The sequence below is a fragment of the Tepidanaerobacter sp. EBM-38 genome (assembly GCA_001896545.1).
In the GTDB taxonomy this organism is placed as follows: Bacteria; Bacillota; Thermosediminibacteria; order Thermosediminibacterales; family Tepidanaerobacteraceae; genus Tepidanaerobacter.
Window position 1 is genome coordinate 1 of the sequence record MPOT01000102.1, and the last position, 25,199, is coordinate 25,199.

General features: G+C 37.5%; 17 protein-coding genes and 1 pseudogene. 3 read left to right on the forward strand and 15 right to left on the reverse strand.

The features are described from left to right. From BUC45_RS11210 to BUC45_RS11230, 5 genes and pseudogenes are all read right to left on the reverse strand, one after another. Positions 1–224: pseudogene (locus tag BUC45_RS11210) on the reverse strand (M42 family peptidase); the annotation flags it as partial. A gap of 21 nt (positions 225–245) precedes the next feature. Next, complete coding sequence (locus tag BUC45_RS11215) at positions 246–1,310, reverse strand: ABC transporter permease (protein WP_296972383.1); 1,065 nt, start codon at positions 1,308–1,310, stop codon at positions 246–248. Between the two features lie 20 nt (positions 1,311–1,330). Continuing rightward, positions 1,331–2,308, reverse strand: a complete 978-nt coding sequence (locus tag BUC45_RS11220) for an ABC transporter permease (RefSeq protein ID WP_296972384.1) — start codon at positions 2,306–2,308, stop codon at positions 1,331–1,333. Continuing rightward, positions 2,305–3,819, reverse strand: a complete 1,515-nt coding sequence (locus tag BUC45_RS11225) for a sugar ABC transporter ATP-binding protein (RefSeq protein WP_296972385.1) — start codon at positions 3,817–3,819, stop codon at positions 2,305–2,307. Before BUC45_RS11225 ends, BUC45_RS11220 begins: the two co-directional genes overlap by 4 nt. A gap of 257 nt (positions 3,820–4,076) precedes the next feature. Then, positions 4,077–5,105 (reverse strand): autoinducer 2 ABC transporter substrate-binding protein, encoded by a 1,029-nt coding sequence (locus BUC45_RS11230; RefSeq protein ID WP_296972386.1) that lies wholly within the window; start codon positions 5,103–5,105, stop codon positions 4,077–4,079. Between the two features lie 704 nt (positions 5,106–5,809). Between BUC45_RS11230 and BUC45_RS11235 the strand changes: the two genes are divergently transcribed. Further along, on the forward strand, positions 5,810–6,556 hold the full coding sequence (locus tag BUC45_RS11235) for a phosphatase (RefSeq protein WP_296972388.1): 747 nt from the start codon (positions 5,810–5,812) through the stop codon (positions 6,554–6,556). Between the two features lie 146 nt (positions 6,557–6,702). Here BUC45_RS11235 and BUC45_RS11240 read toward each other — a convergent pair whose 3' ends face one another. From BUC45_RS11240 to BUC45_RS11260, 5 genes are all read right to left on the reverse strand, one after another. After that, positions 6,703–7,938 (reverse strand): TolC family protein, encoded by a 1,236-nt coding sequence (locus BUC45_RS11240; protein ID WP_296972390.1) that lies wholly within the window; start codon positions 7,936–7,938, stop codon positions 6,703–6,705. A gap of 216 nt (positions 7,939–8,154) precedes the next feature. Beyond that, the gene (locus tag BUC45_RS11245; RefSeq protein ID WP_296972392.1) at positions 8,155–11,310 is read right to left on the reverse strand and encodes an efflux RND transporter permease subunit; all 3,156 of its coding nucleotides are present in this window, start codon (positions 11,308–11,310) and stop codon (positions 8,155–8,157) included. Continuing rightward, positions 11,307–12,569 carry an efflux RND transporter periplasmic adaptor subunit gene (locus BUC45_RS11250; RefSeq protein ID WP_296972394.1) on the reverse strand — a complete coding sequence of 421 codons (1,263 nt, stop codon included), beginning with the start codon at positions 12,567–12,569 and terminating at the stop codon, positions 11,307–11,309. Before BUC45_RS11250 ends, BUC45_RS11245 begins: the two co-directional genes overlap by 4 nt. A gap of 98 nt (positions 12,570–12,667) precedes the next feature. Further along, positions 12,668–13,276 (reverse strand): TetR/AcrR family transcriptional regulator, encoded by a 609-nt coding sequence (locus BUC45_RS11255; protein WP_296972395.1) that lies wholly within the window; start codon positions 13,274–13,276, stop codon positions 12,668–12,670. 176 nt (positions 13,277–13,452) lie between these two features. Then, positions 13,453–14,739, reverse strand: coding sequence for a VTT domain-containing protein (locus BUC45_RS11260; RefSeq protein ID WP_296972397.1), 1,287 nt, complete (start codon positions 14,737–14,739; stop codon positions 13,453–13,455). A 399-nt stretch (positions 14,740–15,138) separates the two neighbouring features. Here BUC45_RS11260 and BUC45_RS11265 point away from each other — a divergent pair, with 399 nt between their 5' ends. Together BUC45_RS11265 and BUC45_RS11270 are read left to right on the forward strand one after the other, a co-directional pair. Further along, positions 15,139–15,978 carry a MerR family transcriptional regulator gene (locus tag BUC45_RS11265; protein ID WP_296972398.1) on the forward strand — a complete coding sequence of 280 codons (840 nt, stop codon included), beginning with the start codon at positions 15,139–15,141 and terminating at the stop codon, positions 15,976–15,978. Positions 15,979–16,114: 136 nt separating this feature from the next. Next, entirely contained in the window at positions 16,115–17,155 is a 1,041-nt protein-coding gene (locus tag BUC45_RS11270) for a dihydrodipicolinate reductase (RefSeq protein ID WP_296972400.1), read from the forward strand. Positions 17,156–17,334: 179 nt separating this feature from the next. Here BUC45_RS11270 and BUC45_RS11275 read toward each other — a convergent pair whose 3' ends face one another. From BUC45_RS11275 to BUC45_RS11295, 5 genes are all read right to left on the reverse strand, one after another. Continuing rightward, entirely contained in the window at positions 17,335–17,844 is a 510-nt protein-coding gene (locus BUC45_RS11275) for a ferritin family protein (protein ID WP_296972402.1), read from the reverse strand. Between the two features lie 79 nt (positions 17,845–17,923). Then, positions 17,924–18,586, reverse strand: a complete 663-nt coding sequence (locus BUC45_RS11280) for a rhomboid family intramembrane serine protease (protein ID WP_296972404.1) — start codon at positions 18,584–18,586, stop codon at positions 17,924–17,926. Positions 18,587–19,231: 645 nt separating this feature from the next. Further along, positions 19,232–20,821 carry a DEAD/DEAH box helicase gene (locus tag BUC45_RS11285; RefSeq protein ID WP_296972407.1) on the reverse strand — a complete coding sequence of 530 codons (1,590 nt, stop codon included), beginning with the start codon at positions 20,819–20,821 and terminating at the stop codon, positions 19,232–19,234. A 339-nt stretch (positions 20,822–21,160) separates the two neighbouring features. Then, a complete protein-coding gene (locus BUC45_RS11290) occupies positions 21,161–23,752 on the reverse strand; it encodes a DEAD/DEAH box helicase family protein (protein ID WP_296972409.1) in 2,592 nt (863 codons plus the stop codon). Between the two features lies 1 nt (position 23,753). Beyond that, positions 23,754–25,199, reverse strand: a 1,446-nt coding sequence (locus tag BUC45_RS11295; protein WP_296972411.1) for a site-specific DNA-methyltransferase, incomplete at its 5' end; no start/stop codon positions are given.

The window sequence follows — 25,199 nt, forward strand, 5'->3', positions numbered from 1 at the left end:
ACTAGAAAACCTAGGCTGTCCATATGTGCAAATACCATTATTACTGGTGCTTCGGGGTCTGCCCCTTCAAGCTTTGCTATACAGTTGCCAAATGTATCAATTTTAGTAGCATAGCCAAGCGATTCAAATTCACTTCTCATGTAAGCGGCAAGTTTTTGTTCGTATCCTGCAAGGGCAGGAATCATCGCAAGATCCTCAAGATATTTCTCGATTATATTCAACAATAAAATCAACTCCAATAAAATTTAGGCTTTTAAAGACTTCTTTTGTGTTTTGTTGCTGTAAATTGAAAGACTCTTCTTAAGCTTTCTTTTTTCTATAAGATAATTAGATGTCAATGCAAGTAACAACATTACACCCCATGCAAATTCCTTAAAATATCCACCCAATCTTAGCATGCTAAATCCGCTTGATAGAAATTGTAATGTCACTAAGGATAGCGCCATACAAGAAACCTTTGCATAACCTCCATTAGGATTAGTCGCCCCTAAAACTGCACACAAAATTGCTTGAAAAGTATAGTTTGTGCCAAAGTCAGCCTTTGCTGAATCTGTGCGTGATAAAACTTCCATGCCGATTATCGCACTTAGAATACCACTGTAAATATAAGTTCTCATTAAAACCTTTTTATTTCTCATTCCTGCAAATAGACTAGCAATATAATTAGAACCTATAAACTTGAGCTCAAATCCATATCTGGTTTTGTTTAAAATTACTCCTGTAAGAATCAACGCACCAATAAGCAACCATAAAGGAATTGGAACTGACAAAAATGTATGATTACCAAAATACAGGAACTCTGCCGGAAACTTAGATATAGCTTCTCCTCTGGTTAAGATAATGCCAATACCTGTAAATAAATTTAATGTGCCCAGAGTTACAAGCATCGGTGGAACACCTAGACTTGATACTATAAGGCCATTAAACAATCCACAGGCAATACCCACAGCGATAGCTATAAGAAATGCAGCGGCTATGCTTATCCAAAGATTGATGCCAGATAATTCCTTAAGATATGCATTATGTAAAACTAATGCAGCAATTATGCCTGAAAGATTGGAAATTCCCACCATAGATAGATCGCGGCCACCTGTTATCATAACCATCATCATTGCCAACGAAAAAAATCCTAGTTCAGCTATTTGATATCCCATAGAAGTAAAATTATTCACTGTTAAAAACAATTTTGGTCTCATTAATGACATAGCAACAAAAACAGCTACGGTAATTGTCATGAGTCTCAAAAAATCTTGGTCTTTAGTGAGTAAAGACAAAAAATTTATTTTTTTTGGTTCAGACGGTTTTTCCATCGTTTTTCTTCCTCCTTACTTCACAATTTGCTTATCGCTTCTGTAGACTGAATGATTAGACCGATAAGTATAATGATACCTGTAACTGCCTGTTGCCAATATGATGGCACTTTCATGAGTATTAAGTTGTTAGAAATAAGCGAGAGCAAAATAACACCTAAAGCCGTACCGAGAACAGATCCTCTTGCCTGTTTTCCCCCACCACCGCCCAAAACAACTGCAGCTATAACTAATAACTCTTGGCCAACAAGATCTGCAGGTACTGCAGCTCGATTCAATGTCCCTTGAAACACACCGCCTACTCCAGCTATAGCTCCTGCAATAAGAAACACTAAAAACCTTGTTCTAGAAATGTTTATTCCAGCCCGTTGCGCAGCCGCAACATCAGCACCTATTGCATATATATTTCTTCCAAACCTTGTAAAATTAAGCACGATGTGCATTATTATATACATTGCAGCAACTACAATTACTAGAAAATGTAAATTGTACACTATCCCACTGGAACTAGTCGTAGATGACACATAAGTTACCGCAAGCTTTCTCATGCCTTTCGGCATAGTTGTTATATATGTTGTGCCAACAAAGGCTAGTAAAAAGCCCTTATATAAGCTTTGAGAACCTATAGTTACAATAAATGGAGGTAAGTTTAACTTATCAATAAAAAACCAGTTTATAAGCTCTAAAATAATCCCTATTATAATCGCTGCAGCAAAAATCAAAAACAACGGTGTATCTAACATGGCTCTATCTACCAAATATTTCACAGTAACATACATTGCAACACAGCCAACAGCAAAAAATGACATATCAATTCCACCGGAAATTATAACTAGCATACATGCCAATGCAAAAGTTGCTGATATTATCGAAGCTCTTGTAATAGAATAAACGTTTGCTAATGAAATTATATCAGGATTCACAATACCGAATATAAGCCACGTAATGGCTATAATTATAGCAACCGTGAACTCATTATTCTTTAATAACCTTTTCATGCCGTTTCCTCCGCTTTGCTATCTTCTAAAGCAATTTGTGCTTCAAGTTCTTCCATTGTAGTTTCTGCAATATTACGCTCATCAACTATATACCCATCTTTCATAATAAAGACACGATTACAAAGAGTCATTATTTCTGGTATGTCATCTGAAATTACTATGATTCCAATACCTTCCTTTGCCAATCCCTTGATAATGTTATGAATTTCATTTTTAGCTCCTACATCTACTCCTACCGTAGGTGAATTCAATACCAATATTTGTGGATTTGCAGCTAGCCATTTTGCTAAAACAAGTTTTTGCTGGTTACCGCCTGAAAGTGATTTTGCAGGGTTTAGTGGTCTCATTCCTGCAATAGGGATTAAGGAAAGTGTCTCCTGCTTCTTTTTTCGAACCTTTTTATCATCTAATAACCCATTCTTGCCTACTAATGAACCTATTATTACCGAAATGGAATTGTCCGCAATTGTTTGTTCCATGTGCAAACCTTCTGTAATACGGTCTTCCGGAACATAACCAATATTATATTTAAGAGCATGCTGCACATTTCGTATGATGCCTATATTCTCGCTATTAATAACTATATTACCGCTTGTTGCAGGCATAATACCAAATAATGACTTTGCTAATTCGTTTCTACCACAACCTAAAAGACCAGTTATGCCGAGTATTTCTCCTTTATAAAGCGAAAAATTTATGTCATAAAACTTATCTTGCAATGTGTAATTTTTTACTTGCATCAAAGGTTTCTCATCGGTTTTAATAAAGTTAAACCTTTCTTCGCTTATTTTCTTTCCTGTCATGTAAAAAATTAAATCCTCTTTAGATAGTTTTTTATCTTTACACTCATACACATTTTTACCGTTGCGCATTACGGTAAAACTATCTGATATCTTTAAAACTTCATCCAGCTTGTGACTTACAAAAAGTACTGATACGCCACGCGATTTCAGCTCGCTTACTACCTTAAAAAGATTTTCGACCTCTTTTGCAGTAAGTGCTGTTGTAGGCTCGTCCATAATAATAAGCTTTGCATCCTGAGCTATAGCTCGGCAAATAGCAACCATTTGTTTTTCAGCAACGTTTAATTCATAAACATACTTATCAATATCTATATCAAATTTAATTCTGTCTAATGTTTCTTGTGCCCGATTTTTCATATTCTTCCAATTAACAAACTGACTTTTACTCCTTATAGAACTGTACATCATAACATTCTCAGCTATTGTCATATTTGGAAAAAGTGAAAAATCTTGATATATAACTTGAATGCCTTCGTTCATAGATTCAATGGGAGTAATTTTTTTATACTCTTTACCGTTGATGTATAAGCTACCTTTGTCAAATGTATAAAAACCTGATATTATTTTTATAAGTGTAGATTTACCACAACCATTCTCACCAATTAGGCAGCGAATTTCTCCTTCACCAATTGAAAAATTCATGCCATCCAATGCTAATACACCAAAAAAAGATTTATACATGTTTTTTACGTTCACAATATCTGCCATGTTTTACCACTCCAGCCCTTTTATATGGTTTAAGTAACAACACTTCTTACATGCTTACTCAAAATTTCTTCATCATATTGGTGAGTATTATTTATAACAGAATAATAAGAAGATTGGCAAAGTTGATAGTTTTTTATAACAAATCTAATTGTCGCTTAAAAAAATAACGGTAGCCGAATGATTGGCCTATTGCAAAAATCGGCCACCGATTTAAATTTAACTACCACTTCAGAGCTTTTATGCGCTGTTAATTGCTTCTAGAAGTCATAATCTGCCATATTTTCTTTTGTTACGTCGACCCAGGCTGATCCAACTAATAGATTACCTTCAAGAGTGCATTCTTCAAAACCTGGCACTCCAAGATCTATACCGTTTTTAATCTCTTCACCTTCAATAACTTTTACAGCAAGAGAACACATTGCTCTACCGGCAATAGCTGGATCCCAAAAAGATATTTTCTTAATTGTACCGTTCTCAAGATAATCACGAACAACAGATACAAGGCTCGTTCCTGCTAAGGCAATTTCACCAGCCTTGCCAGCTTCTTCAATAGCCATAGCTATTCCAGGTGCATTAGTCATGTCCATTCCAATAAATCCTTTGATTTCTGGGTATGAAGCGATAACTTCCTTAGCTACTTTATAAGAACCTTCCTGGCTTCCGCCTTGAGCCATTGATTCAACCATGTCACATACCTGATACATATCCGGATACTTGGCTTTTTGATACTCAATAGCGCCGGCTGCCCACTCCTGATGAGAAGCCATTGTCAAAGCACCTACCATGATACAATAGCCACCTTTGCCGCCCATCTCAGTAGCTAGATTTTCCATAAGATGTGCACCATACTCCTTATTACGAAAAGCTTCAATATCATAGTTGACATTTTCTTGATTTGGGGCTTCGTGACTAATAACAACTATTCCATTATCCATAGCCTTTTTAAGTACAGGCTCTAATGCTTCTGGAGAAACGGGAATGACATTTATGGCATCTACGCCTTGTGCTATAACGTCTTCAATTACCTTAACCTGTTCGGCTGCATCCGCCTTAGAAGCACCAACCTGGAATACCTCATGCCCAGTTTCCTTTGCAAACTGTTTGTTCCCAACTTCCATTCTGTCCCACCAAGCAATACCAACCATTTTTGGTACATTTGCAATAACATATTTTTTAGCTTCATTTTTGTTTTCTTCATTGTTAGATGGTGTTGTGCTTGTACCCCCACAGCCAGCGAGCATGGAAAAGGTTAGAAGTAAAACTAAAAGCAATGATAATTTTTTCATTTTTCTTTTCTCCTTTAATTTTATTTCATATGTAACATGTTACATATGATTACGATAGCTAGTAAACACCTAGAGCCAGTCAACTGCTCCTCCCTTATTGACCTCCTTAAGAATCGCTTATTTTATAAGTTTTTTCTTTATCTCACTTCCTTTCACTTGTGAGTTTTCAGTTTTGAATTTGTGCATTTAGTACGTATCTGTTCGTGATTTTCTATTATATTGATATCAGTCCATTGCTCATTGCTAGATTTTAAAATTACAGAAAATACTTGATGTCTAATTTCAAATGTCTATCTGTTTGTCCATATATTTACTTATTTGTTTTATTGCTTTTTTTTAGTTTCTTTTTTATTGTATTCTATAAATTTTTTAAAAATCCTTCTTTTTTATTTTAAAATTTTATAAGATTTTTTCACAACATCATTTTAAATTTAGTTTATGTTTAATGGCAGTTCCTACCATATATTGATAATTAGGTTAAAAAATGAAGGTTTTTGAACTCGAACCACATATTGTTTTTTTGCTTCTTGAATACGTTTTTTATAAAGCCAGATAGATTAATATAATCGTTAAGACTTGCAATCTAGTCATAAATAACTTAAGATATATAAAAACAATTAAATTATAACTAATAATAAATTTTTTATCATAAAAGTAAATAATGATAGAAAATTCTATTTAAAACTGTAGAAAGGAGTCGGGGTATGGATTTAGTGATAGATGTTCATAACCATACGATAGTCAGCGGACATGCCTACAGCACCGTTCAAGAAATAGCTGCGGAAGCAAGCAGAAAGGGTTTGAAGATGATAGGCATCACAGATCATGGTCCGGCAATGCCAGGAGCCTTTAGTTCATCTTTTATCGGGAATTTATCCATATTACCAGATTTCATTTATGGAGTAGAAGTATTGAGAGGCGTAGAGGCAAATATATTAGACCAAAGCGGAAAGCTAGATGTGCCTGAACGAAGGCTAAAAAGATTGGATGTAATTATTGCCGGATTGCATGACGCATGCGTTAGACCTTGGGATACAAAAGGAAATACACTAGCTCTAATTAATGCAATGGAAAATAAGTATGTTGACATTATTGCTCACCCTGGAAATCCTGCTTTTCAGATAGATAAAGAAGCAGTCGTTTTAAAGGCTAGGGAAACTAATACCTTGATTGAAATAAATAACGGTTCATTTTACAGCAAAAGTAGGTTCGGCAGTAAGGATAATTGTTATGAAATAGCAAGATTATGCAAAAAACACGAGGTTTCAATTATAGTTGGCAGTGACAGTCATTTTTCATTTGAAGTAGGAAGATTTGATAAAGCAATAAAATTGTTAGAAGATGTACAGATGCCTGAAGAATTAATTATGAATACATCTGTAGATAAATTAAAAAAATATTTAATAAAAAAGGGGAAAGAAAGGTATGGAAAGCAAGCAAACACTGATTAATCTATTTGCCGTGTAAATTATAGTTTTTACAGCAAATATAAATCAATAAAAAACTTGTTTTAGCTAGTAAGTTTTTCTAACCAAAACAAGTTTTTTAAATAGCTTTGCCAACAGTAACTTGATATCTCTGCTTCCTCAGAACTACACTAGAAAGTTAAATTGCCGGAAACACTAAAATACGTGGCATTTTCTAGTTTTAGTCGTGCAAGGTTGTAGTTATATATGGCGCCTAATCTCTGTACTTGGACCTGCTTTAAGCCTTCTTCGGCTACAGCTACATCTACGCTTCGGATAAGCCCTGCTTCATAGCTGAGTTTTGCAAGTCGCAGGCTTTCCTCTGCCATCTCTAAAGCCTTATCTAGAACCGGAATGTTTACCTTTGCATTCTCAAAATCAAGCCATATTGCCCTGATTTGGGCCTCAGCGGCACTTTTTGTGTCTTGTAGCTTAAGGTGGGCTTCCTCCATGGCATATTCTTTTTCCTTATAGATGAAAGTATTAGATGGATAAGCTTTGCTGCTAAGTTTAAAATCAAGTTCGGCTATTTCAAAAGCACCTTCAGCGCTCATAATGTCAATTCGATTTTTTTCGGCTGCTTCAAGCAGTTCATCTAAAGTTTTATCAAAATCATCGGGCTTGTCTTTAAAAGAATCTGTAAGCTCAATGGCACGATCTAAAGGCAATCCTATAAGTTTCTTTAGATTCATATAAGCTTTTTCCTCTTCAGACTCAGCTTTTAATAAATCTGCCTCAGCCTTGGATAGCTGCACCTGAGCATCTAAAACTTCGTTTTTTGTTATTGCACCAGCTTTAAATTTTGCCTTGGCAATTTGTAGCATGTCCTGATATCTACTTACTGCCGCTTGGGCTATAGCCGTATTTTCTTCAGCCAAAAGAACTCCGTAGTAGGCAGCTTCTATGCCAAAGTTAATGCCTTTGACGGTGACATCTATGCCCACTTCGGATAACTTCACTCCTACTTCAGTCTGTTTTTCTAATAGGTCCATGGCATAGGTGTATTCAAAACTTGATGATATACCGGGATTAACTGGCTTTAATCCTTCTTCCTCTAGTTCTTTTTGTTTTTCCTCAGGTAGTTGATTCCATTGTTCAATAGCCTTTTTTATCTCATCTTCTAATTTTCCAGTCTTCTTATCCTGATACCTATACTGCTCCCTTGCCAATTCGGCCTTTTCCAAGCCTAATTTTGATAGTTTTACCTGTTGGTTGTTTTCTTCGGCGATTTTTACAGCATCTTCCAGCGACAATTTTAAAATCCCATCTTCGCTTTCATTGTTTTCTTGTGCAAAAGCAAAGCTTGAGGTTATTAATATTAATATAAGCAGCAAAATTACACTCTTGCTCAACCAAGCTTTTGGCATTACAAATCCTCCTTTTAATTCTCAAATTTATGTGCATAAGTAAAGCTCCAAACCTGCGCCATTTATTACCAGCAATACTCCATGCCAATTTAACCAACTTATAAGACATAATTATTATGCAGCTGGGTTCTTTTCTGTAATTTGCCACGAAAATACACAGATATTGACTTACAATTCGGGGTCAACATCTTAAAAATTTCCCCCGAATTGTCATATTTAAGCCTCAGCTGATTTTCTTTTATTCCTCCAATTCTTTCTATAACGTGCTACAATATCTCCCCAATCTTCAAAAATCGTATAAACTACGGGTATAACCACCAAAGTTAGGATTGTGGAAATAGTCAATCCACCGATTATACTTGTAGCCATGGGAGCTGCCAGTTCTGCTCCTTCACCTAGGCCTAGTGCAAGCGGAACCAAACCAAGAATAGTAGTCAATGTGGTCATGAGTATTGGTCTGAGTCTTGACGGTCCTGCCTTAATTATAGCTTCATTTCTTGGAATTCCTCTTTCTCTAAGCTGGTTTATAAAGTCTATCAATACTATTGCATTGTTGACCACTATGCCCGCCAGAATGATTACTCCCATAAGTGATGTCATATTTATGGTGCGCCTTGTTAATAATAAGGCAAAGACAACACCTATAATAGCGAGCGGTACGGTAAACATTATAATAAACGGCTGTTTTAGAGACTCAAACTGAGAAGCCATAACCATATATACTAATACAACAGCAAGCAAGAAAACCAACGCTAAATCACTAAAGGACTCTGCCATTTGTTGCTGTTCACCGCCCATTTCTGTGCTATAACCTTCCGGTAACTGAAGTTCATTTAACTTCTGCTGTATCTCGCGGTTTACCGTGCCTGTATCTCTACCTAATACGTCGCCGGTTATTGTTACCTCACGCGTTTGATTTTCACGAGCTATGGTAACAGGACCTATACTTTTATTTACTTCTGCTACATCCCCTAATGTTATAAGAGCTCCCGAAGCATTGGGAATAAGAAGATTCTTTACCTTATATATGTCATCAATCAATCCTTCATCGGCTTTTATCACCACATCTATTTCATCACCGCCAATCTTGTATTTTGTAGCGGTACTGCCTGATATGGTGGAATTTACTATCTGTGCTACTTGTGCACTTGACAAGCCGTACATAGTAGCCTTATCTCGATCAATTTTAATGACAAGTTCAGGTTTACCGTCTTCTAAACTGCTTTCGACTTCTCTGGTACCGGGGACTGCCTTAACAATTTCTGTAACTTTCTTCGAGACTTCAGCTAGCTGCTCTAAATCATCACCCTTTACCTTTATTGAAATGGGTGTTAATAAATTTCCCGCTGAAAAGCCCATACCGCTTAGTGCTTGCACGTTAATTTCGGCACCGGCCATATCTGCTGTCAGATTTCTTATATTTTCCGCTATTTCCTCTGAAGTGCGATTACGCTCCGACAGTGGAACAAGTTTAATTGAAATGCCTGCCTCACTGCTCTCGGAAAAAGCGCCTCCAGCAGACATTTTCATTGTAGATCCAGTAGTTTCAAGTATTCCATCTATTTCTGGAATTTGCTCGAGTTTTTCTATTACATTAGTAACAAATTTGTCAGTTTGCTCTAAGTTAGTACCATAAGGTAACTTAATTGAAATACTTATAGATCCTGCGTCAGAACGTGGAAAAAACTCCATCCCTACCAACGGAACCAAAGCTATGCTTACTATAAACAATGCTACTGATGAAACAACGATAATTTTTCTGTGACACAATGCCCATTTAAGAAAACCGGAATATTTTACTTCTGTTTTTTCATAAAAGGTTTTAAAGCTGTTAAGGAGTGAAGCTAAAAATGTTTTTTTCTTTCCGCTTCCTTCTTCTTTCGATAACCCGCTATCCGTTATTTGAACCATTAATTTAGACGATAAAAGAGGAACTACAGTCAAGGCTACCAGGAGCGAAGACAGAAGGGAAAAAGTAACTGTAAGTGCCAATTCGTTAAACAGTTGAGCTGTTATACCTTGAACAAATACAATCGGCAAGAATACTGCTACGGTTGTTAGAGTAGATGCAGTTATCGCAAGTGCTACCTCATTTGTTCCAGATATGGCTGCGGTTATCGGTTCCTCTCCTGCTTGACGGTGTGAAAAAATATTATCTAAAACTACTATAGAATTGTCCACCAGCATACCGACACCCAATGCCAATCCTCCAAGGCTCAGCATGTTCAAGGTAAAATTATTAAAATAAATCAATATAAATGTTGCTATGATTGACACAGGTATAGAAATGCCGATAATCAGCGTACTGCGCAAATGTTGAAGGAACAGGTATATTACAATTACCGCAATAATACCTCCCATTACCGCATTGCTTTTCACATTATCAATAGACATTTCTATATAATCCGATTGATCAAGAATCGCATCATATCCTATATCTACAGGAATCTCCGACTGCAGTTTTGTCATTTCGGCCTTTACCTTTTTAGCTACTTGAACGGTATTATAACCACTTTGTTTTTGCACACTCAATGATATACAGGGTTTATCATTATAGCGGGTTATTGTTGATATATCTTTGTGAGTATCTTCCACTTTAGCAATATTCTTTAGTAAAACACTGCCACCCTGGGGCAGTGGAATAGGTAAATTTTCAATTTCCTCCACATCTTTAAACTCCGCTTCAGTTCTTAAGATATATTTCTTTTTCCCTTGATTTACATTACCGCCGGGAAGATTGATATTTTCCGCCTGAAGCTTGCCTGCTATCTGACTCATGCTCAAACCGTATGATGCTAATCGGTCAGGGTCTACTTCTATGGTTATTTGTCTTTCAAGACCGCCTAATATATCAACAGAAGCAACACCTTCAATGCGTAAAAGCCTATCTGAGATAGTATCTTCTGCTATATTTTTTAGCTGGACAATGTTATCGCCGCCATAAAGAGCAATTTGCATCATCGGCATCATTGTCGGATCAAATTTAACAACCATTGGATCTTTGGAGCCTGATGGCAAAAAGCCCTTTATTAAATCGACCTTTTCTCTCATATCTTGAGCAGCTATGTCCATATCGGTTCCCCAGTTAAATTCTACCATAACCATCGAGCTGCCTTCACTGCTGCGTGAAATAATATTTTTAACATTACTCAAAGTAGCAAGTGTCTGTTCAATTGGTTTAGTTATCATGTTTTCAACTTCTTGAGAAGATGCGCCGCTATACTGAGTTATAACAACGCCCACAGGTAATGAAAAGTCTGGGAGTAAATCTATTCCAAGCCTTGAAAAAGATATAATGCCTAAAACCAAAACAATTGCTATAATCATCAGCATGGTTATAGGTCTTTTTATAGAAAATTTAGCTAGGTTCATTTTGTATCACCCCGGCCCTCTATCTTAACTTTAATACCATCAGTTACAAAATCTTGCCCTTCCACTATTATTTCTTTACCGGGGGCTAATCCTTTTATCACAACTATTTTCCCCATAGATGCTGACCCGATTTTAATCTCATTAGCTTTAGCTTTTCCATCTTCCACAGTATACACTACTGAAGTTCCATCATATGATACAACAGCATCTTCTGGCACTGTCACAACTTCAGAATGTAAGGCTACCATCAATTTAACTCTTGCAAACATCCCGGATTTCAAAAGATTTTTTTCATTTTGCACCAATATTTTTACCGGATACACCTGTGACCTTGAATCTTTAAACGGACTTACGCTGATAACTTCTCCCTTTAAAACGGAATCACTTGCCGTATCCACTGTAACTTCTGCTTCCTGCCCAACTTTCAAACCACTTATGCGGTCTTCGGTAACATTAATTTGTATCTCAACACTATTCAAATTCCCAACAGTCGCAACAGAATAGCCAGCACTTACCAGCTGACCTACAGTAGCACTGATAGCTCCCACCACACCGTCAATGGGCGATGTAATAAGGCAGTTGTCTAAAGCCGTATTTGCTGCAGTAAGCATAGCTTCTGCCTGCTTTACCTGGGCCTTTGCCATAGATAAACTTTCCGGGGCAGTTTTTTCTTTAGTCAATGCAAGCTGTGTTTTTGCTGATTCATACTGCTCCTTAGCTATACTATATTGAAGCTCTATACCTTCAAACTGCTGTTTTGTAATGGCTTCCTGCTCAAAAAGCACCTTCATCCGCTCATAGTTTTCCTTAGCATTATTAAAATTCGCTTCAGCTTGGTTTACTGCTGATTCCAATTGGGCAATCTGCTGAGGCAGTTGGCCATTTTCCAAGCTGCTAAGTTGTGCCAGTGCGGCCTCATATGCTGCTTGAGCTTGGTTTACCTGTGACGCCACATCTTTTTGTTCAAGCCTTATTATGACCTGTCCGGCTTTTACTGTTTCACCCTCTTTTACAAGAATCTGTTCCACCTTACCACCCATTTTAGGCGAAAGGCTAACTTCATCAACGGCAGTTATTTTCCCTGGAAAGGATTGATATTCAGGTAAATCTTCCATATTTGAAAGTGCAACTTTTACCGGCACGACCTTTTCCTGTTCTACCTCGGTTGTAGCTGTTTTTGAGCCACAGCCGGAAAGTATTAGACCAAATATTAAAGCAAAAATTACTACATATGCTACTCGCTTATTTTTCATTTTCATAATACACTCCTCTTTTATGCTAGTTTGTACCGACCGGTCAGTACTATTGGAAGGCGTATTGTATAACATAAAAATCTCTGCCCCGAACATTCTTCAATTCATGATTCAATAACAAGTCCTTTTGCAACGATATCCACTAAAAGTTCCACCATTTCTTCAAAAATATCATCATCAAAATCCTTTTTATGTAGTATAGGGTGATACATTGTTTGCAATACTGCTACAATTACTTCAGGCCTGTAGTTGTCAATAATGACTCCCTCACGTTGCAACCTCGCAATCAGCGGCAAAAAGTCACGCACAAACCGCTTGTTATACTCTTTCATTTTTTTCGGAGGAATTTTTCTTACTAAAAGATCCACTTCCTCCTCCAAAAACATTTGCTTAATTATCGGATTTGTGTTTACTACATTTAAGGCTTTTTTAAAAAAGACTTTAAAATTCTTCCTTGTTAAACGCCCAAAACTCTTTTCCTGCTTCAAAAACTTTTCCTTAATAGCCTCGCCTTCCCTATCCATAACTTCTAAGTAGAGATCCTCTTTAGAATCAAAAAAGGTATAAAATGAACCTTGAGCAATACCCACTGCTTTCGTCAGGTCTTCTATACTCGTCTTTTTAAGCCCATATGTACCAAAAAGCTCTCGCCCGGCATTGATTAGCTCACTTCTAATGATCTCCTTTTCCCTATCGGTAAACCCCCTCGCCATTACTTCACCCCTATATCATGAACTTATGAATATATAATATTTATATTCATCTTATTTTATCTTCATACTACATCTTTGTCAACATAAAAATCGGCTTACATCTGTTAAAAAACATATTGATTATTGTTATAACAAGCAAAAATACGCCTGAGGTCTTAAGCCTAAGGCTAATACCTTTACTCGTAATATTCCAGAGCTTTAGTAGCTACGATACATACGGCAAGCCACAGTCCACCCAGCAAAAATCCCGCCAATACATCACTGGGATAGCTTATACCGGCATAAAGCCTGCTAATGCTTACTAAAAACATAAGGCAAATCCAAATACTTATAATTATAATTCTTTTAGGCCTATCCTTCTTTCTTAAAAGTAAAAACGCCATATACCCAAGCAGTGCGGTAAATAACACGATAAAGCCGCTGGGGAAGCTATAAGAAAAGAAGTCCTTTGCATTTACTTCTGCTAGTATCCTTGGCCTTTTATAAAATGATTTGAAACCGTATTGCAGAAGAAAGCTTCCCAAAAATGTCACCAAGGCCATAGCCGGGTAAATATTTTTCTTGTAAAGAATCTTAATGTAAAACAAGCACAAAATTATCGCAATCATAAAAATCACAGGCTGCTGCATCTTATCAAGAATATATGCAATATTTGCTAACAAGCCTGAATTTATGCTATCTATAAAGTGCATTATGCCTTTATCAAACCATTCCATTTCTTTTTCAAAAACCTCAGTTGCCAATTTAAAGAATAATATGCCGAAGGTGGCTGCGATGCTAAAACCTGCCGCCAAATATATTCCGAATTCACCATAACAAACTAAAAAATCCTTTAGTTTTTGTTTTATTAAATACGATACGGTTTCTTCTTCCAATTTAAAGTTGATTTTAATACCGCTTTTTTTCATTAGAAAGTATATAAGGGCAGCAGCAGCCAGCAGTGCAAAGGAACCCGGTCCTAAAAGCCTGTTTACGTAGACCATGGCATCTTCACCCATACTCAAGACGACTATTCCTTCTAGAAAGAATCTGGCACTTCTGCTAAGAATTGTTGCGATAAAGAATGTGGCAAAATTCATATGAAATACACCGGAAGCAATGGTAAATACTTTATAGGGTATGGGAGTAAACCCCGCCACCGCCACAGCCCAGCCGCCATAGCGAGAAAACATGGCTTCAATCTTTTTAAAATTTTTTTCCTTGACAAACCGAGACAGAATAGGCCTTCCTGCCTTTTTCCCGAGAAGATATCCAAAAATTCCGCCGAGAGTAGATGCCGCAGAAGTTATAAGCGCATAATATAAAGCTCTGCCCGGCGAAAAAAGAGCTAATGGCAGCAGCACCACATCAGGTGGTATAGGGAAAAAAGATGCTTCTGTAAAAGCTAAAATAAAAAGTCCCCATGCACCGTTTTGAATAAAAAAGTCCTTTGTACCTTCAATAAAATATAGAATACCTTCCATATCTGTCACCACTTTTACTTTTTAAGCTATTCACATAAGTTTATATAATACAAAATAAAAAATTGATTCTACAGTAGAAACCTTCTTTTCTACATTCGCTTATTATTTATAGGCAGGAACAGTATGCCGGTATTTCTAGGTCAAAACCGGCTTTTTACAGTGGAATCAAAATTATATACCAAAAAGATAATATCATATTAAATAGTCCTTAACAACAAAGAGAGTTTACTATAGAGCAAAAAACATTAATTAAATTTTGAAATTGATACAGAAAATCGCTTAATCAAAAATGCGGCACTTTCCCATTCAGCTCAACATCTAACTTAAAACGTCGTTTTTGAGAATACTTTCTACAGAAAAGTTTTTATTATATAATAATCTATAAAAGGGGGTAGCAAAATGGATATGCTGACAATAGGCAAAATGGCAAAACTGAATAATATTTCTGAGCAAGCCCTGCGTTTATATGACAAGATGGGCCTTTTAAAGCCTGATTACGTGGATAAACAAACCGGGTACAGATACTATAATATAAAACAGTGCGCAAGACTTGATATGATTTCATATATGAAAGAGCTTGGAATGAGCTTAAAGCAAATAAAAGAACATCTTGACCGCCAAGATGTTGATGTAATACATGAAGTGTTGAAGCGTCAAAAAATTTTAATAGACGAAAACATTAAAAAATTAAAGCAAAAGCAGAAGGCAATCGTGCGTTCCATCGAAAACTACAGTCGCTACGCTGCCTCTCCTAGAAAAGGTGTGGTATCCATAGAACAACTGCCTCAACGAAAAATTTACTGTTATAGCTGCAGCATAAATATTTACGAACATGAACTGGATGCTTATGAATACATGCTAAGAGAGCTCAAAAGCCATATACTGCTGCATGATTTGCCCATGATATATTTTTGCAATGTAGGCTCTATAATCCGTAAAGACGTCTTAGATGAAGGAAGGCTCGCATCTAATGAGATTTTCTTGTTCATCGATGACGATTTTGAAGCCAGTAATGGCGTAGAGGTAATTCCCGCAGGAACCTTCGCATGTATTTATTTTGACAGTTTTAGTTTTTACAAGGAAAAGAAATATGCAGGTATACTTCTTGAGCATATCAAACAAAATAACTACAGAATCGTTGGCGATTATATATGTGAAGTAGTGGCTGAACTGCCAATTTTCAAGCAAAACGAGAGAAATATGTTTATAAGATTGCAGATTCCCATAGAACTTTGCTAAACCTTACCTTCGTATTTTATCCTATTTATTAAAAAGTTGAAAATCCTCACGAAATTCAATTGAACCCCTTGACTCTATACTTAGTATAAGGTTTATAATTAAAATAAACAAAATATTATGAAAGGGGAATGTTCAAATGATGGAAAAAGTAAGGGTAATTCAATATGGCTGTGGTAAAATGGGTAAGGTCTTCTTGCGCTACCTCTATGAAAAAGGGGCAGAAATCGTAGGAGCAATTGATATGAATCCTGCCATAGTAGGCAAAGATGTGGGAGATGTGGCAGGGCTTGGCTGCAAACTAAACGTGCCGATCCGCTCCGACGCTGAAAAGGTCTTCGCCGAATGTGATGCCCATGTATGTGTAATTGCCACCAGAAGTCTTGTCTCGGAAGTATACGAGCCCTTCGAATTGGCAGCTCGCTACGGTGTAAACGCTATCAGCACCTGTGAAGAAGCTTTTTATCCCTGGAACACATCTCCCGCCCTCATCAACAAGTTAGACAGACTTGCCAAGGATAACAACTGCACTCTCACCGGTTCCGGCTACCAGGATGTATTTTGGGGAAATCTTATAACAACCCTTGCTGGAGCTACTCACAATATAACAAAGATTGAAGGTTCCTCCAGCTACAATGTTGAAGAATACGGCATTGCACTAGCCGAAGTGCATGGTGCCGGACTAAGCCCTGAAGAATTTGAAGAAAAAATTGCAAAAAACGACTCCCTGCCATCTTACATGTGGAACGCCAATCAGTGGCTTTGTTCACAGCTGGGCTGGAGTATAAAATCCATGGAGCAAAAGCTAGTACCCTTATTCCACGATAAGGACATCTATTCTGAAACTTTGGGAAAGACCATAAAAGCCGGCTATGCTTTAGGAATGTCCGCAGTGGTTACCACAGTCACTAATCAAGGGCCCATTCTTGAAACCCAATGCATCGGCAAGGTGTATCCGGAAGGCGAAGTTGACACTAATCTTTGGACAATCTATGGTGAACCAAATACTACACTCAAAATAGAGCAGCCTGCTACAGTTGAGCTGACATGCGCCACCATTGTCAACCGAATTCCGCAGCTCATTATGGCTCCTCCAGGCTTTTACACTACGGAGAAAATGCCTCCCGCCAAATATCTGGCATATCCCATGAACCTTTATATTGATGATTGCTGCTGGTAACTGAACCAAAAACTAATTAGATTTATTTTGCTATGCGCTTAAAAAAGATCAGGACTTTAGAAAGGCTATCCGTTATATAGGTTAAGAATGTAAAGCTTTAAGCCGAAACTTAAAAAAAAGAGGGCACTGCCCTCTTTTTTACGTTAGAATAGTTTAGTAGTTGTTCACTACTGCTCATTTTAAGTATTCATCCAATTCCAGACTTTACTCTCCTCTTCAGCATACCAATCCTCAGTTCCTGTGAGAAAACGATAAACATTGTCCAAAGAACTTAAATGCTCTTTCTCTTCTTCCATGAGTAGATGAAAAAACTCTTTTTCACGCTTATCTTTGGATTTTTCTGTAAATTCCTTATACATATTATATCCTTTTTTCTCCATTTCCATAGCCAGCTTGTATCCTTCAATATTATCCAGCGGAATATTCTTTTTCTCTCTATCTAGTTCATAGAATATCTTTTTAACTTCAGGTTCCAGTGAATATTTTTGTCTGGCAGTCGGCTCTACATTGCTGCCCTCTTGCATATTCTTATATATTTCTTTAATTCTTTCAGCATGATCTTTTTCCTGTATCGCCAATGACTCAAAAAGTCTTTTGGCAAGAGGCTGTTTTATTTCTTCGGAGATTTTTGTATAAAATTGATAGCCGTTTTCTTCAAACTTCAAAGCAGTTTTTAAGAAATCTTCCACAACATTCATCTCCTTATTTATTAATAGTTATCATTATATTTATTGATATTCTACACTCTTCGCCTATTTCCTCTATTTTTTATCTATATTTTTTATTATATACAAATTTTTTATATAGGACGGCCCCTGCAATAAATCCAAAAATATGAGCCCACCATGCCACGCCGCCTATTGTCCTGCCATAAATTCCCGACATAATACCTGAATTAAGCTGAGTCAAGAACCATATAAACAAAAAAATCGGAGCGGGCACACGTATTATAAACGGAAAAAACGGAATCAATGTTATGATTCTGGAATGCGGAAACATTAAAAAATAAGCTCCCATAACGCCTGCGATAGCCCCGGATGCGCCTACTGTCGGTACATTTAAAAACGGATTAAAAATAAAATGGGCAAAGCCGGCTATAAGACCTGTTAAAATATAAAAAATAGAGAATCTAATCGGCCCCATCCTGTCTTCAACATTATCGCCAAACAGCCACAATGACCACATATTACTGACAAGGTGTGAAAAATTCCCGTGCAAAAACATGCTTGTAAACAATGGAATATAACTTTTTGGATCGCTTAGGCCTTCAAGTAATCTTGACGGTATAAAAGAATATGCAAGAATCATGTTTAATGCTTGGTCACTTGGCAATGTTATCTGATTAAAGAATATTATGATGTTTACAATAATTATAGATAAAGTTGCTATGGGTATTCTTCGGCTAGCCGCAGTATCTCTTAGCGGAATCATATCATCAGCCTGCTTTCCTTTGACTTTTTATTAAACACTTGCTCTCAGACAGCATTATCCTATTAATATAATGCTTGTTATGCTATCTTTCTTTTTAGTTTATATCAACGCTTCCTTTATATTTACTTGTGCCAGTGTTAAAACGCATCGCATATGGTGGATATTTATGATATGTAAAATTATAGTACTAATTTATTATATACTATACTGAATTGTAAAGCTAACTTTTTGTTTTTAGAATTTCTAAATTTAGATTCTACCGTAGAAAGTTAATTTTAGCCCAGAAATATCAATATATTGTTTTAGATTTAATAAAAACGCTATACGCTTACCATTATTGACGAAGACCGGATTTTTATATTAGAACCAAATAATTTTAGTGCAAAAAATTCCTTTTCCCTTAATTCATAATCATTACATAGCATGCCTTATTATAATCAAGAGCACTGCATTGACATTTCTAGGTCGAAATTAACTTCATGCATTAGAATCAATTTGCAAGTTTATATGTTTAGATAACAGCAAAAAACACCAACCTCTATTTCGATTGGTGCTTTGGAAACCTCTAAAAAATTTCGGTTATTGCTTCCACTGCTTACTTGATAAAAAGTAGTTCAAAAAAGGGAAATCCTTTTTTGAAATCACTTATTTCTTATTAGCTGGTTCTATATTTATTTTTTTACCCTTAATTTGATTATTCTTCATAGTATTGAGGACATCTACTGCATATTCTGCAGGTACCTCAACAAAGGTAAACTTATCATAGATATCAATACTGCCTATGAGTTTTCCCGGCATACCGGTTTCTCCGGCAATAGCTCCCACTATATCCTTTGCTCTTACCTTTTGATTTCTGCCGATATTTATAAAGAGCCTAGCCATTCCTGAAGCTCCTCCGGTGCTTTCCATATCCAGTTCTGAGCTCTCAGGCAGTTCTTGTTCACCATCTTTGCCAAGCACTATTTTCAGCAAGGCGGCGGCAAGATCCAAGGATGTATATTCCTCCTCCATAAGCCTTTCAATCCATTGATTATACTTGCCAAGGCCTCCATCGTCTACTACCTGTTTTACTTTCTCAAGAAGCAGATTTATTCGAGTTTCTTCTACATCAAGAAGTGACGGTATCTCTCGACGAAGTATCTTGGTATTGGCATATCTTTGTATATCCTTTAGTTTGTAAATATCTCTTCCTATCACAAAGGTAAAAGCTTTACCGGACCTTCCTGCTCGGCCTGTCCGGCCTATCCTGTGCACATAGTATTCATCGTTTTGCGGCACATCAAAGTTAACTACAACATCTACATCATCTACGTCCAGCCCTCTGGCTGCAACATCTGTAGCTACCAGGATATCGATTGTACCATTCTTGAATTTGGTCATAACCCTATCCCGTTGAGACTGTGACATGTCGCCGTGTAATCCGTCAGCAGAATATCCTCGGGCCTGTAGCTGCTCCATCAGCTCATCAACACGTTTCTTGGTGTTGCAAAACACCAGAGCTAGATTCGGATTATAAAAGTCAATTAGGCGTGATAAGGCTTCAACCTTATCTCTTTCCTTAACCTCGAAGTAGTACTGTTCAATGTTGGGAACCGTAAGCTCTTTATGCACTACTTTTATAAGTTGGGGATTATTCAGGTATCTTTCGGCCAGCTCCAAAATCGGTTTAGGTATAGTAGCTGAAAACAGCAGAGTCTGCCTTTCTTTGGGCACATCCTGCAAAATCTTTTCAATATCTTCCCTAAAACCCATGTCCAGCATTTCATCCGCTTCATCCAAAACTACTATCTTTGTATTTTGCAGTTTTAGCGTATGCCTTCTCATATGGTCCATAACTCTGCCGGGGGTTCCTATGATAATCTGAACACCCCTTTTTAAAGCGTGGATTTGCCTTTCTATTGGCTGACCACCATAAACAGGCAAAATCTTAATTCCTTCTTTATATTTAGAAAGGGCTTTTAGCTCTTCGGCCACCTGAATGGCCAGTTCCCTGGTTGGACAAAGGATAATCGCCTGCTGATTTCTGTCATCAGGGTCTATCATATCCAATATCGGCAACCCGAAAGCTGCAGTTTTACCTGTGCCGGTCTGAGCTTGGCCTATGACATCTCTTCCTTTGTAAATATAGGGAATTGCTTGGGACTGAATTGGTGTGGCTTCCTCAAAACCCATATCATTTATGGCTCTGAGCAGTTCCTTAGATAAATTTAGTTCTTCAAATTTCATTTGTGACATTAACATTTCCTCTCAATTTTTCTATACTGATTCTGCATGAAAAAATATCCTGCATATAATCAGTATTAGCATTATATCAGTATATCATACATTATACAACTATTTTGATTCATTCACTTTTCTACAAGGTTTTCTTCGAAAGCTTGTAATATCAATGGTATTATATTCTTGCTTCTTCTTCAAAAACCTGATCAAGCTGGCTGTTGCTTGTCACCGGTAAAACTTTACTTCTCACGGCAGTGTTTTTCAGCAAATTCTGCCAGCCCTACCGCTTTGGCAAGATTATCATTCCGGCTTGGGTCGTGGGGTTCCATGGGGTTCCAGTATATCGAACTGAAGTTACAGCATCTTGTTCCTTAACGCCCGCTCAAAATCATCCATCCTGTAATTAACGTTAAAGAAGGGAAGACCACAGACACGGTATTCATTGTCATCCACATAGACTTTAACCGGGATGCCTTCCTTGCCAATGCGAAGTAAAAAGTCTTCTTTCCATTTATCCTGACTTAGTAAATGGTCACCTTTGGGCTCAATAAAAATCTGTTCTTGTTCGTACCCATCCTGATTATGCTTCCGCAGAAAAAGCAAAAAGTCCGGCTCAAATCTCTCTCCGGTATCAAAATCATAAATGGCAAGTTCCGGAATACGCTCATTGCGAACCAGATAGATTTCCTCATATTTTTTCCTTAGCTCCGGCACAAATTCACGAAAATATTTAACGAAGGCCTTCTCTTCAGTAGTGCCAAAATTATCTTCATAGATGTACCAATCTTCACCATAGAGATTAACGGCAAGCTCTCGGATAACGACTGCTTGCGAAACGCCTACTCCATCACCCTGGGGGCTATCTACATAAATTTTTTTGTTCCTGATGATATTCCGAATTGGTTTAGCGTTAAACTCTTTCGTTCCTTCGTATTCCTGAACAATGCCTCCAACATGCTTTGCTATTTCCCCCAATGCCTTCTTAGCTGCCTGAAAAAGATTATCTGCCGTTAAGTGTTCACTATCACTTTCGATAACTAAGGTCACGTTGCCTACATAGCTCGCTGAGGTCAGAAATTCGCGCTTTGAGTGTAAATGGGGATAATGGCTTTTTAGTACGTTGAATTTCAGTCCGTCAAAACTATCCATTGCTCCGTAAAGAATGTTTAAGGGCAAATCTTTGAGCTTTATTTGTTTCGTGTATCTTGATCCGCCTTCATTCATTTTCTCGTCATCAAACAAGCCATAAAGGCGACTTCCTGGCCCGGCAATTTGAACAGGAATTCTCATCGTTTGTACCTTCTTATCAATTTGAGTCACGTTCTCTCTGGACTTCTCGACGCGCCGGTTAGCAAAGACAACACCATGCTGGAAAAATAAGGTTTCTTTGAAACTATCTTTCAGGCGGTATTCTATTTCCACCGGGTTCTCCGGCAATAGACCCGTTGCTTTTAGAGCCATGCGCAGTTCATTGATGTAACGGGAGTCTTGCTTGCTGTGATATAGCAATGTCTCAAGAATGCGGTTATCATTGTCAAGGTCGTAATCATATTTGCGCTTAAAACGCTCCTGGTCTGGCTTCGCAACAAAGGGGCAATATCTCGCACCACGTCCAATGAGCTGTGCTTCTTGGATGGTATAAGTTGCAATTTTTCCCTTTCCGCTTTGCCGTGTTTCGTAAAGGCGCACGATATCAAAGAGGTTGAGTACGTCCCAACCTTCGTTGAGCATATCCACTGTAAAAATAATGCGGTAAGGGTTTGATGGCTCCTCCAATGAATTGACAGCCAGTTGTTTGTCTACCGTATTATCCCTGCTGCCATTTATAATGATACTATTTTCTTCAGCAAAGCCTAATTTGAGAGCATACGTCAAAGCCTCCAACGTTTCATCTTTTTTCCTAAAATACCTGATAGCCTTTGGTAAGAGAGTATTATTAGGTGAATCAAGTACGGCAACTTCTTCTGGTGATAAATCTTCTAATTTTTCAAAGAAAGTTTCATAAAATGCCTCAGAATCTACTATGCGCCTTGATTTCAAGAGCACAACCGGCTTAATATCCTGCCCACAGTCAGCAAAGAGATTTCGCCTGTATTCACTTAAAATCAATGCTCCTAGTGTCCTTTCCCAGGGTTCAAAGTCGCTCTGCAAATTTTGAAAGTCCTTCGTATAGCCGCTGGCTCTGAACTTAGCAAGCGGATAATCAAAGATGATTTTGTCGGTATACTTACGTAATACCGCCGGATCCTTTAAGTCACAGGTGGCGGTAAATTCAAGCAAAGCATTGTCTCGATTAGCCCTGAAAATTCGCTCAACACTATACTCCCATGAATTATCTGCAGCTTCTTCTTCTTTTGTTCGTTTCTTGGTTCTAGTATTGACATGGTGAGATTCATCGGAAATAAGCATGACTCTATCATCTTCAAAATCTTCAATAGTGACACTATTTTCCTTGGGAAAGTTCAGGTCTAAGTGAAGCTTTTGTGTCGTGGTAAAGCAGATATTAATCGCCTGTTCGTCAACAATAGAAAAATTATCGACTTCACGAATGGCAACCTGCTCACCTAGAATCTCAACATTCTCGGCAAAGAGGTATTTCCCGGAAGTAGGGTTTAGAAAGTTTTCCTTCGTCTTTTCCAGGATATTTGTCTGGTTGACGAAAAAAAGAAACTTTCGATAACCTTTTGTATATAGATATAGAATGAGGCCAGCCATAATTACCGTTTTTCCGGAGCCGGTTGCCATATGGAAAAGGGTGTGGATTTGCTTGTTTTTTCTTAAGTTTTCATTTTCATAATAGGTGATGAAGTACTGAAAAGCCTTTCTTTGGTAATCCCTGAGAACAATACGTTCAGAAAGCCCCTGCACGATGAATTCGGGCATGTCCTGGAGAAAGCCGGCCTGTTCCAGAGCCTCAATTGTTTGGTACAAGAATTGCTCAGCCATATTACATCTCACCTTTCCCATCCATACGATAGAAACTCCTTGTAAAAGCTTTATCGGCATCACTGACCGCCAGTTCTTCATCGTCCATATCGCAGAGGTTAACGTAGAGTTTGTTTTTATCTATAAGTTCCATTACGAGTTTTTTCTGCTGCTCCAAAGGCAGTTCAGCAAACTCATCCATATGTGAACGCAAATCATCGGGCAGCACAGCGGGAATTATGAGGCCATCGTCAGTTATGCGATTAAGAATTGCTTGAACAGCTTCGGAAGTGTCTGCTGCTTGAAGTTCCGATACAATGGTTTCGTTCTGCTCCATTAGTTCACAGTAGACAAAGGAGCCACCGCCTTGCCAGTTGACTTCTTGAGAAATGCCAGTTTGGTCGCCATTTATGACATTTTGCAACCTTTTTAGCTGAATACTAAGCTGACCTTCTATTTGTTCAATTGAAATGTATTTTCTTTTTGTTTTATGTGCTACTGAAGCTGTAGTCCCACTACCCCCAAAAAAATCTAAAACTATATCATTTTCTTCAGTGGTTGCTAAGATAAATTTTCGAATTAATTTTTCCGGCTTTTGAGTATTAAATCCTACACGTTCTGAAGCAGCTTGATTTAAGAAAGATAAAACGAACCAATCTCTAGGAAGTGGTCCAGATTCTTCATCGAGATATTGTCTATAAGTATTATCAGATTCTTCTGCTGGGTCACTATCGCCGTCTTTTGTTCTTAGTCGATATTTTCTTCCGTTTTCATCCGTATATTTAAACTTTGATATTGTTACTTCGGAGTACTCTTCTCTAATTAAATCATAATTGAACAAATAATTTCCTTCAGACCTCTTAGCGTAAAAAAGGATATTATCATGTTTACGATTAAAAAATCTTTTTGACGTTTCACGCTCTTTATAACACCAAATAATGTCATTTAGGAAATTTTCCCGGGAAAAGATTTCGTCCATTAAGACTTTTAGATAATGTATTTCATTATAGTCTGCATGAACAAAAATCACCCCATCATCACTTAATAATTCCTTCGCAATCATGAGCCTATTTCTCATAAATGTAAGCCATGTAGCACGATTAAACCTATCGTTGTACTTAAAACTGTCCTTCCCAGTGTTAAAAGGTGGATCAATATATATACACTTTACTTTTCCCTCATATCTCCTCAACAACGAAGCCAAAGCCAACAAATTATTTCCCTTGATAATCAGGTTGTCCGCATCATCAATCTCCGTAATATCCTCAACGCCATTCTCAGAATAGCGCTTCGCATTAGTGAAGACTTTCGGATACAGAAGCCTATTTACCTCGTCCGGAGCAAGGGTCTCATTATAAAAAATCTCATCCCGTTTTTGGTCTTCTTTGGTTTGACCGCCCTCAAGCACACAGTCTTTATAGGGCCAGACAAGCGTTACATCGCTCTGTTGGCTGATAAGCTTTCCTTC

Coding starts and splice junctions, on each gene's coding strand:
- BUC45_RS11215 (WP_296972383.1), bottom strand. CDS start 1,310: ATGGAAAAACCGTCTGAACCAAAAAAAATAAATTTTTTGTCTTTACTC.
- BUC45_RS11220 (WP_296972384.1), bottom strand. CDS start 2,308: ATGAAAAGGTTATTAAAGAATAATGAGTTCACGGTTGCTATAATTATA.
- BUC45_RS11225 (WP_296972385.1), bottom strand. CDS start 3,819: ATGGCAGATATTGTGAACGTAAAAAACATGTATAAATCTTTTTTTGGT.
- BUC45_RS11230 (WP_296972386.1), bottom strand. CDS start 5,105: ATGAAAAAATTATCATTGCTTTTAGTTTTACTTCTAACCTTTTCCATG.
- BUC45_RS11235 (WP_296972388.1), top strand. CDS start 5,810: ATGGATTTAGTGATAGATGTTCATAACCATACGATAGTCAGCGGACAT.
- BUC45_RS11240 (WP_296972390.1), bottom strand. CDS start 7,938: ATGCCAAAAGCTTGGTTGAGCAAGAGTGTAATTTTGCTGCTTATATTA.
- BUC45_RS11245 (WP_296972392.1), bottom strand. CDS start 11,310: ATGAACCTAGCTAAATTTTCTATAAAAAGACCTATAACCATGCTGATG.
- BUC45_RS11250 (WP_296972394.1), bottom strand. CDS start 12,569: ATGAAAATGAAAAATAAGCGAGTAGCATATGTAGTAATTTTTGCTTTA.
- BUC45_RS11255 (WP_296972395.1), bottom strand. CDS start 13,276: ATGGCGAGGGGGTTTACCGATAGGGAAAAGGAGATCATTAGAAGTGAG.
- BUC45_RS11260 (WP_296972397.1), bottom strand. CDS start 14,739: ATGGAAGGTATTCTATATTTTATTGAAGGTACAAAGGACTTTTTTATT.
- BUC45_RS11265 (WP_296972398.1), top strand. CDS start 15,139: ATGGATATGCTGACAATAGGCAAAATGGCAAAACTGAATAATATTTCT.
- BUC45_RS11270 (WP_296972400.1), top strand. CDS start 16,115: ATGATGGAAAAAGTAAGGGTAATTCAATATGGCTGTGGTAAAATGGGT.
- BUC45_RS11280 (WP_296972404.1), bottom strand. CDS start 18,586: ATGATTCCGCTAAGAGATACTGCGGCTAGCCGAAGAATACCCATAGCA.
- BUC45_RS11285 (WP_296972407.1), bottom strand. CDS start 20,821: ATGTCACAAATGAAATTTGAAGAACTAAATTTATCTAAGGAACTGCTC.
- BUC45_RS11290 (WP_296972409.1), bottom strand. CDS start 23,752: ATGGCTGAGCAATTCTTGTACCAAACAATTGAGGCTCTGGAACAGGCC.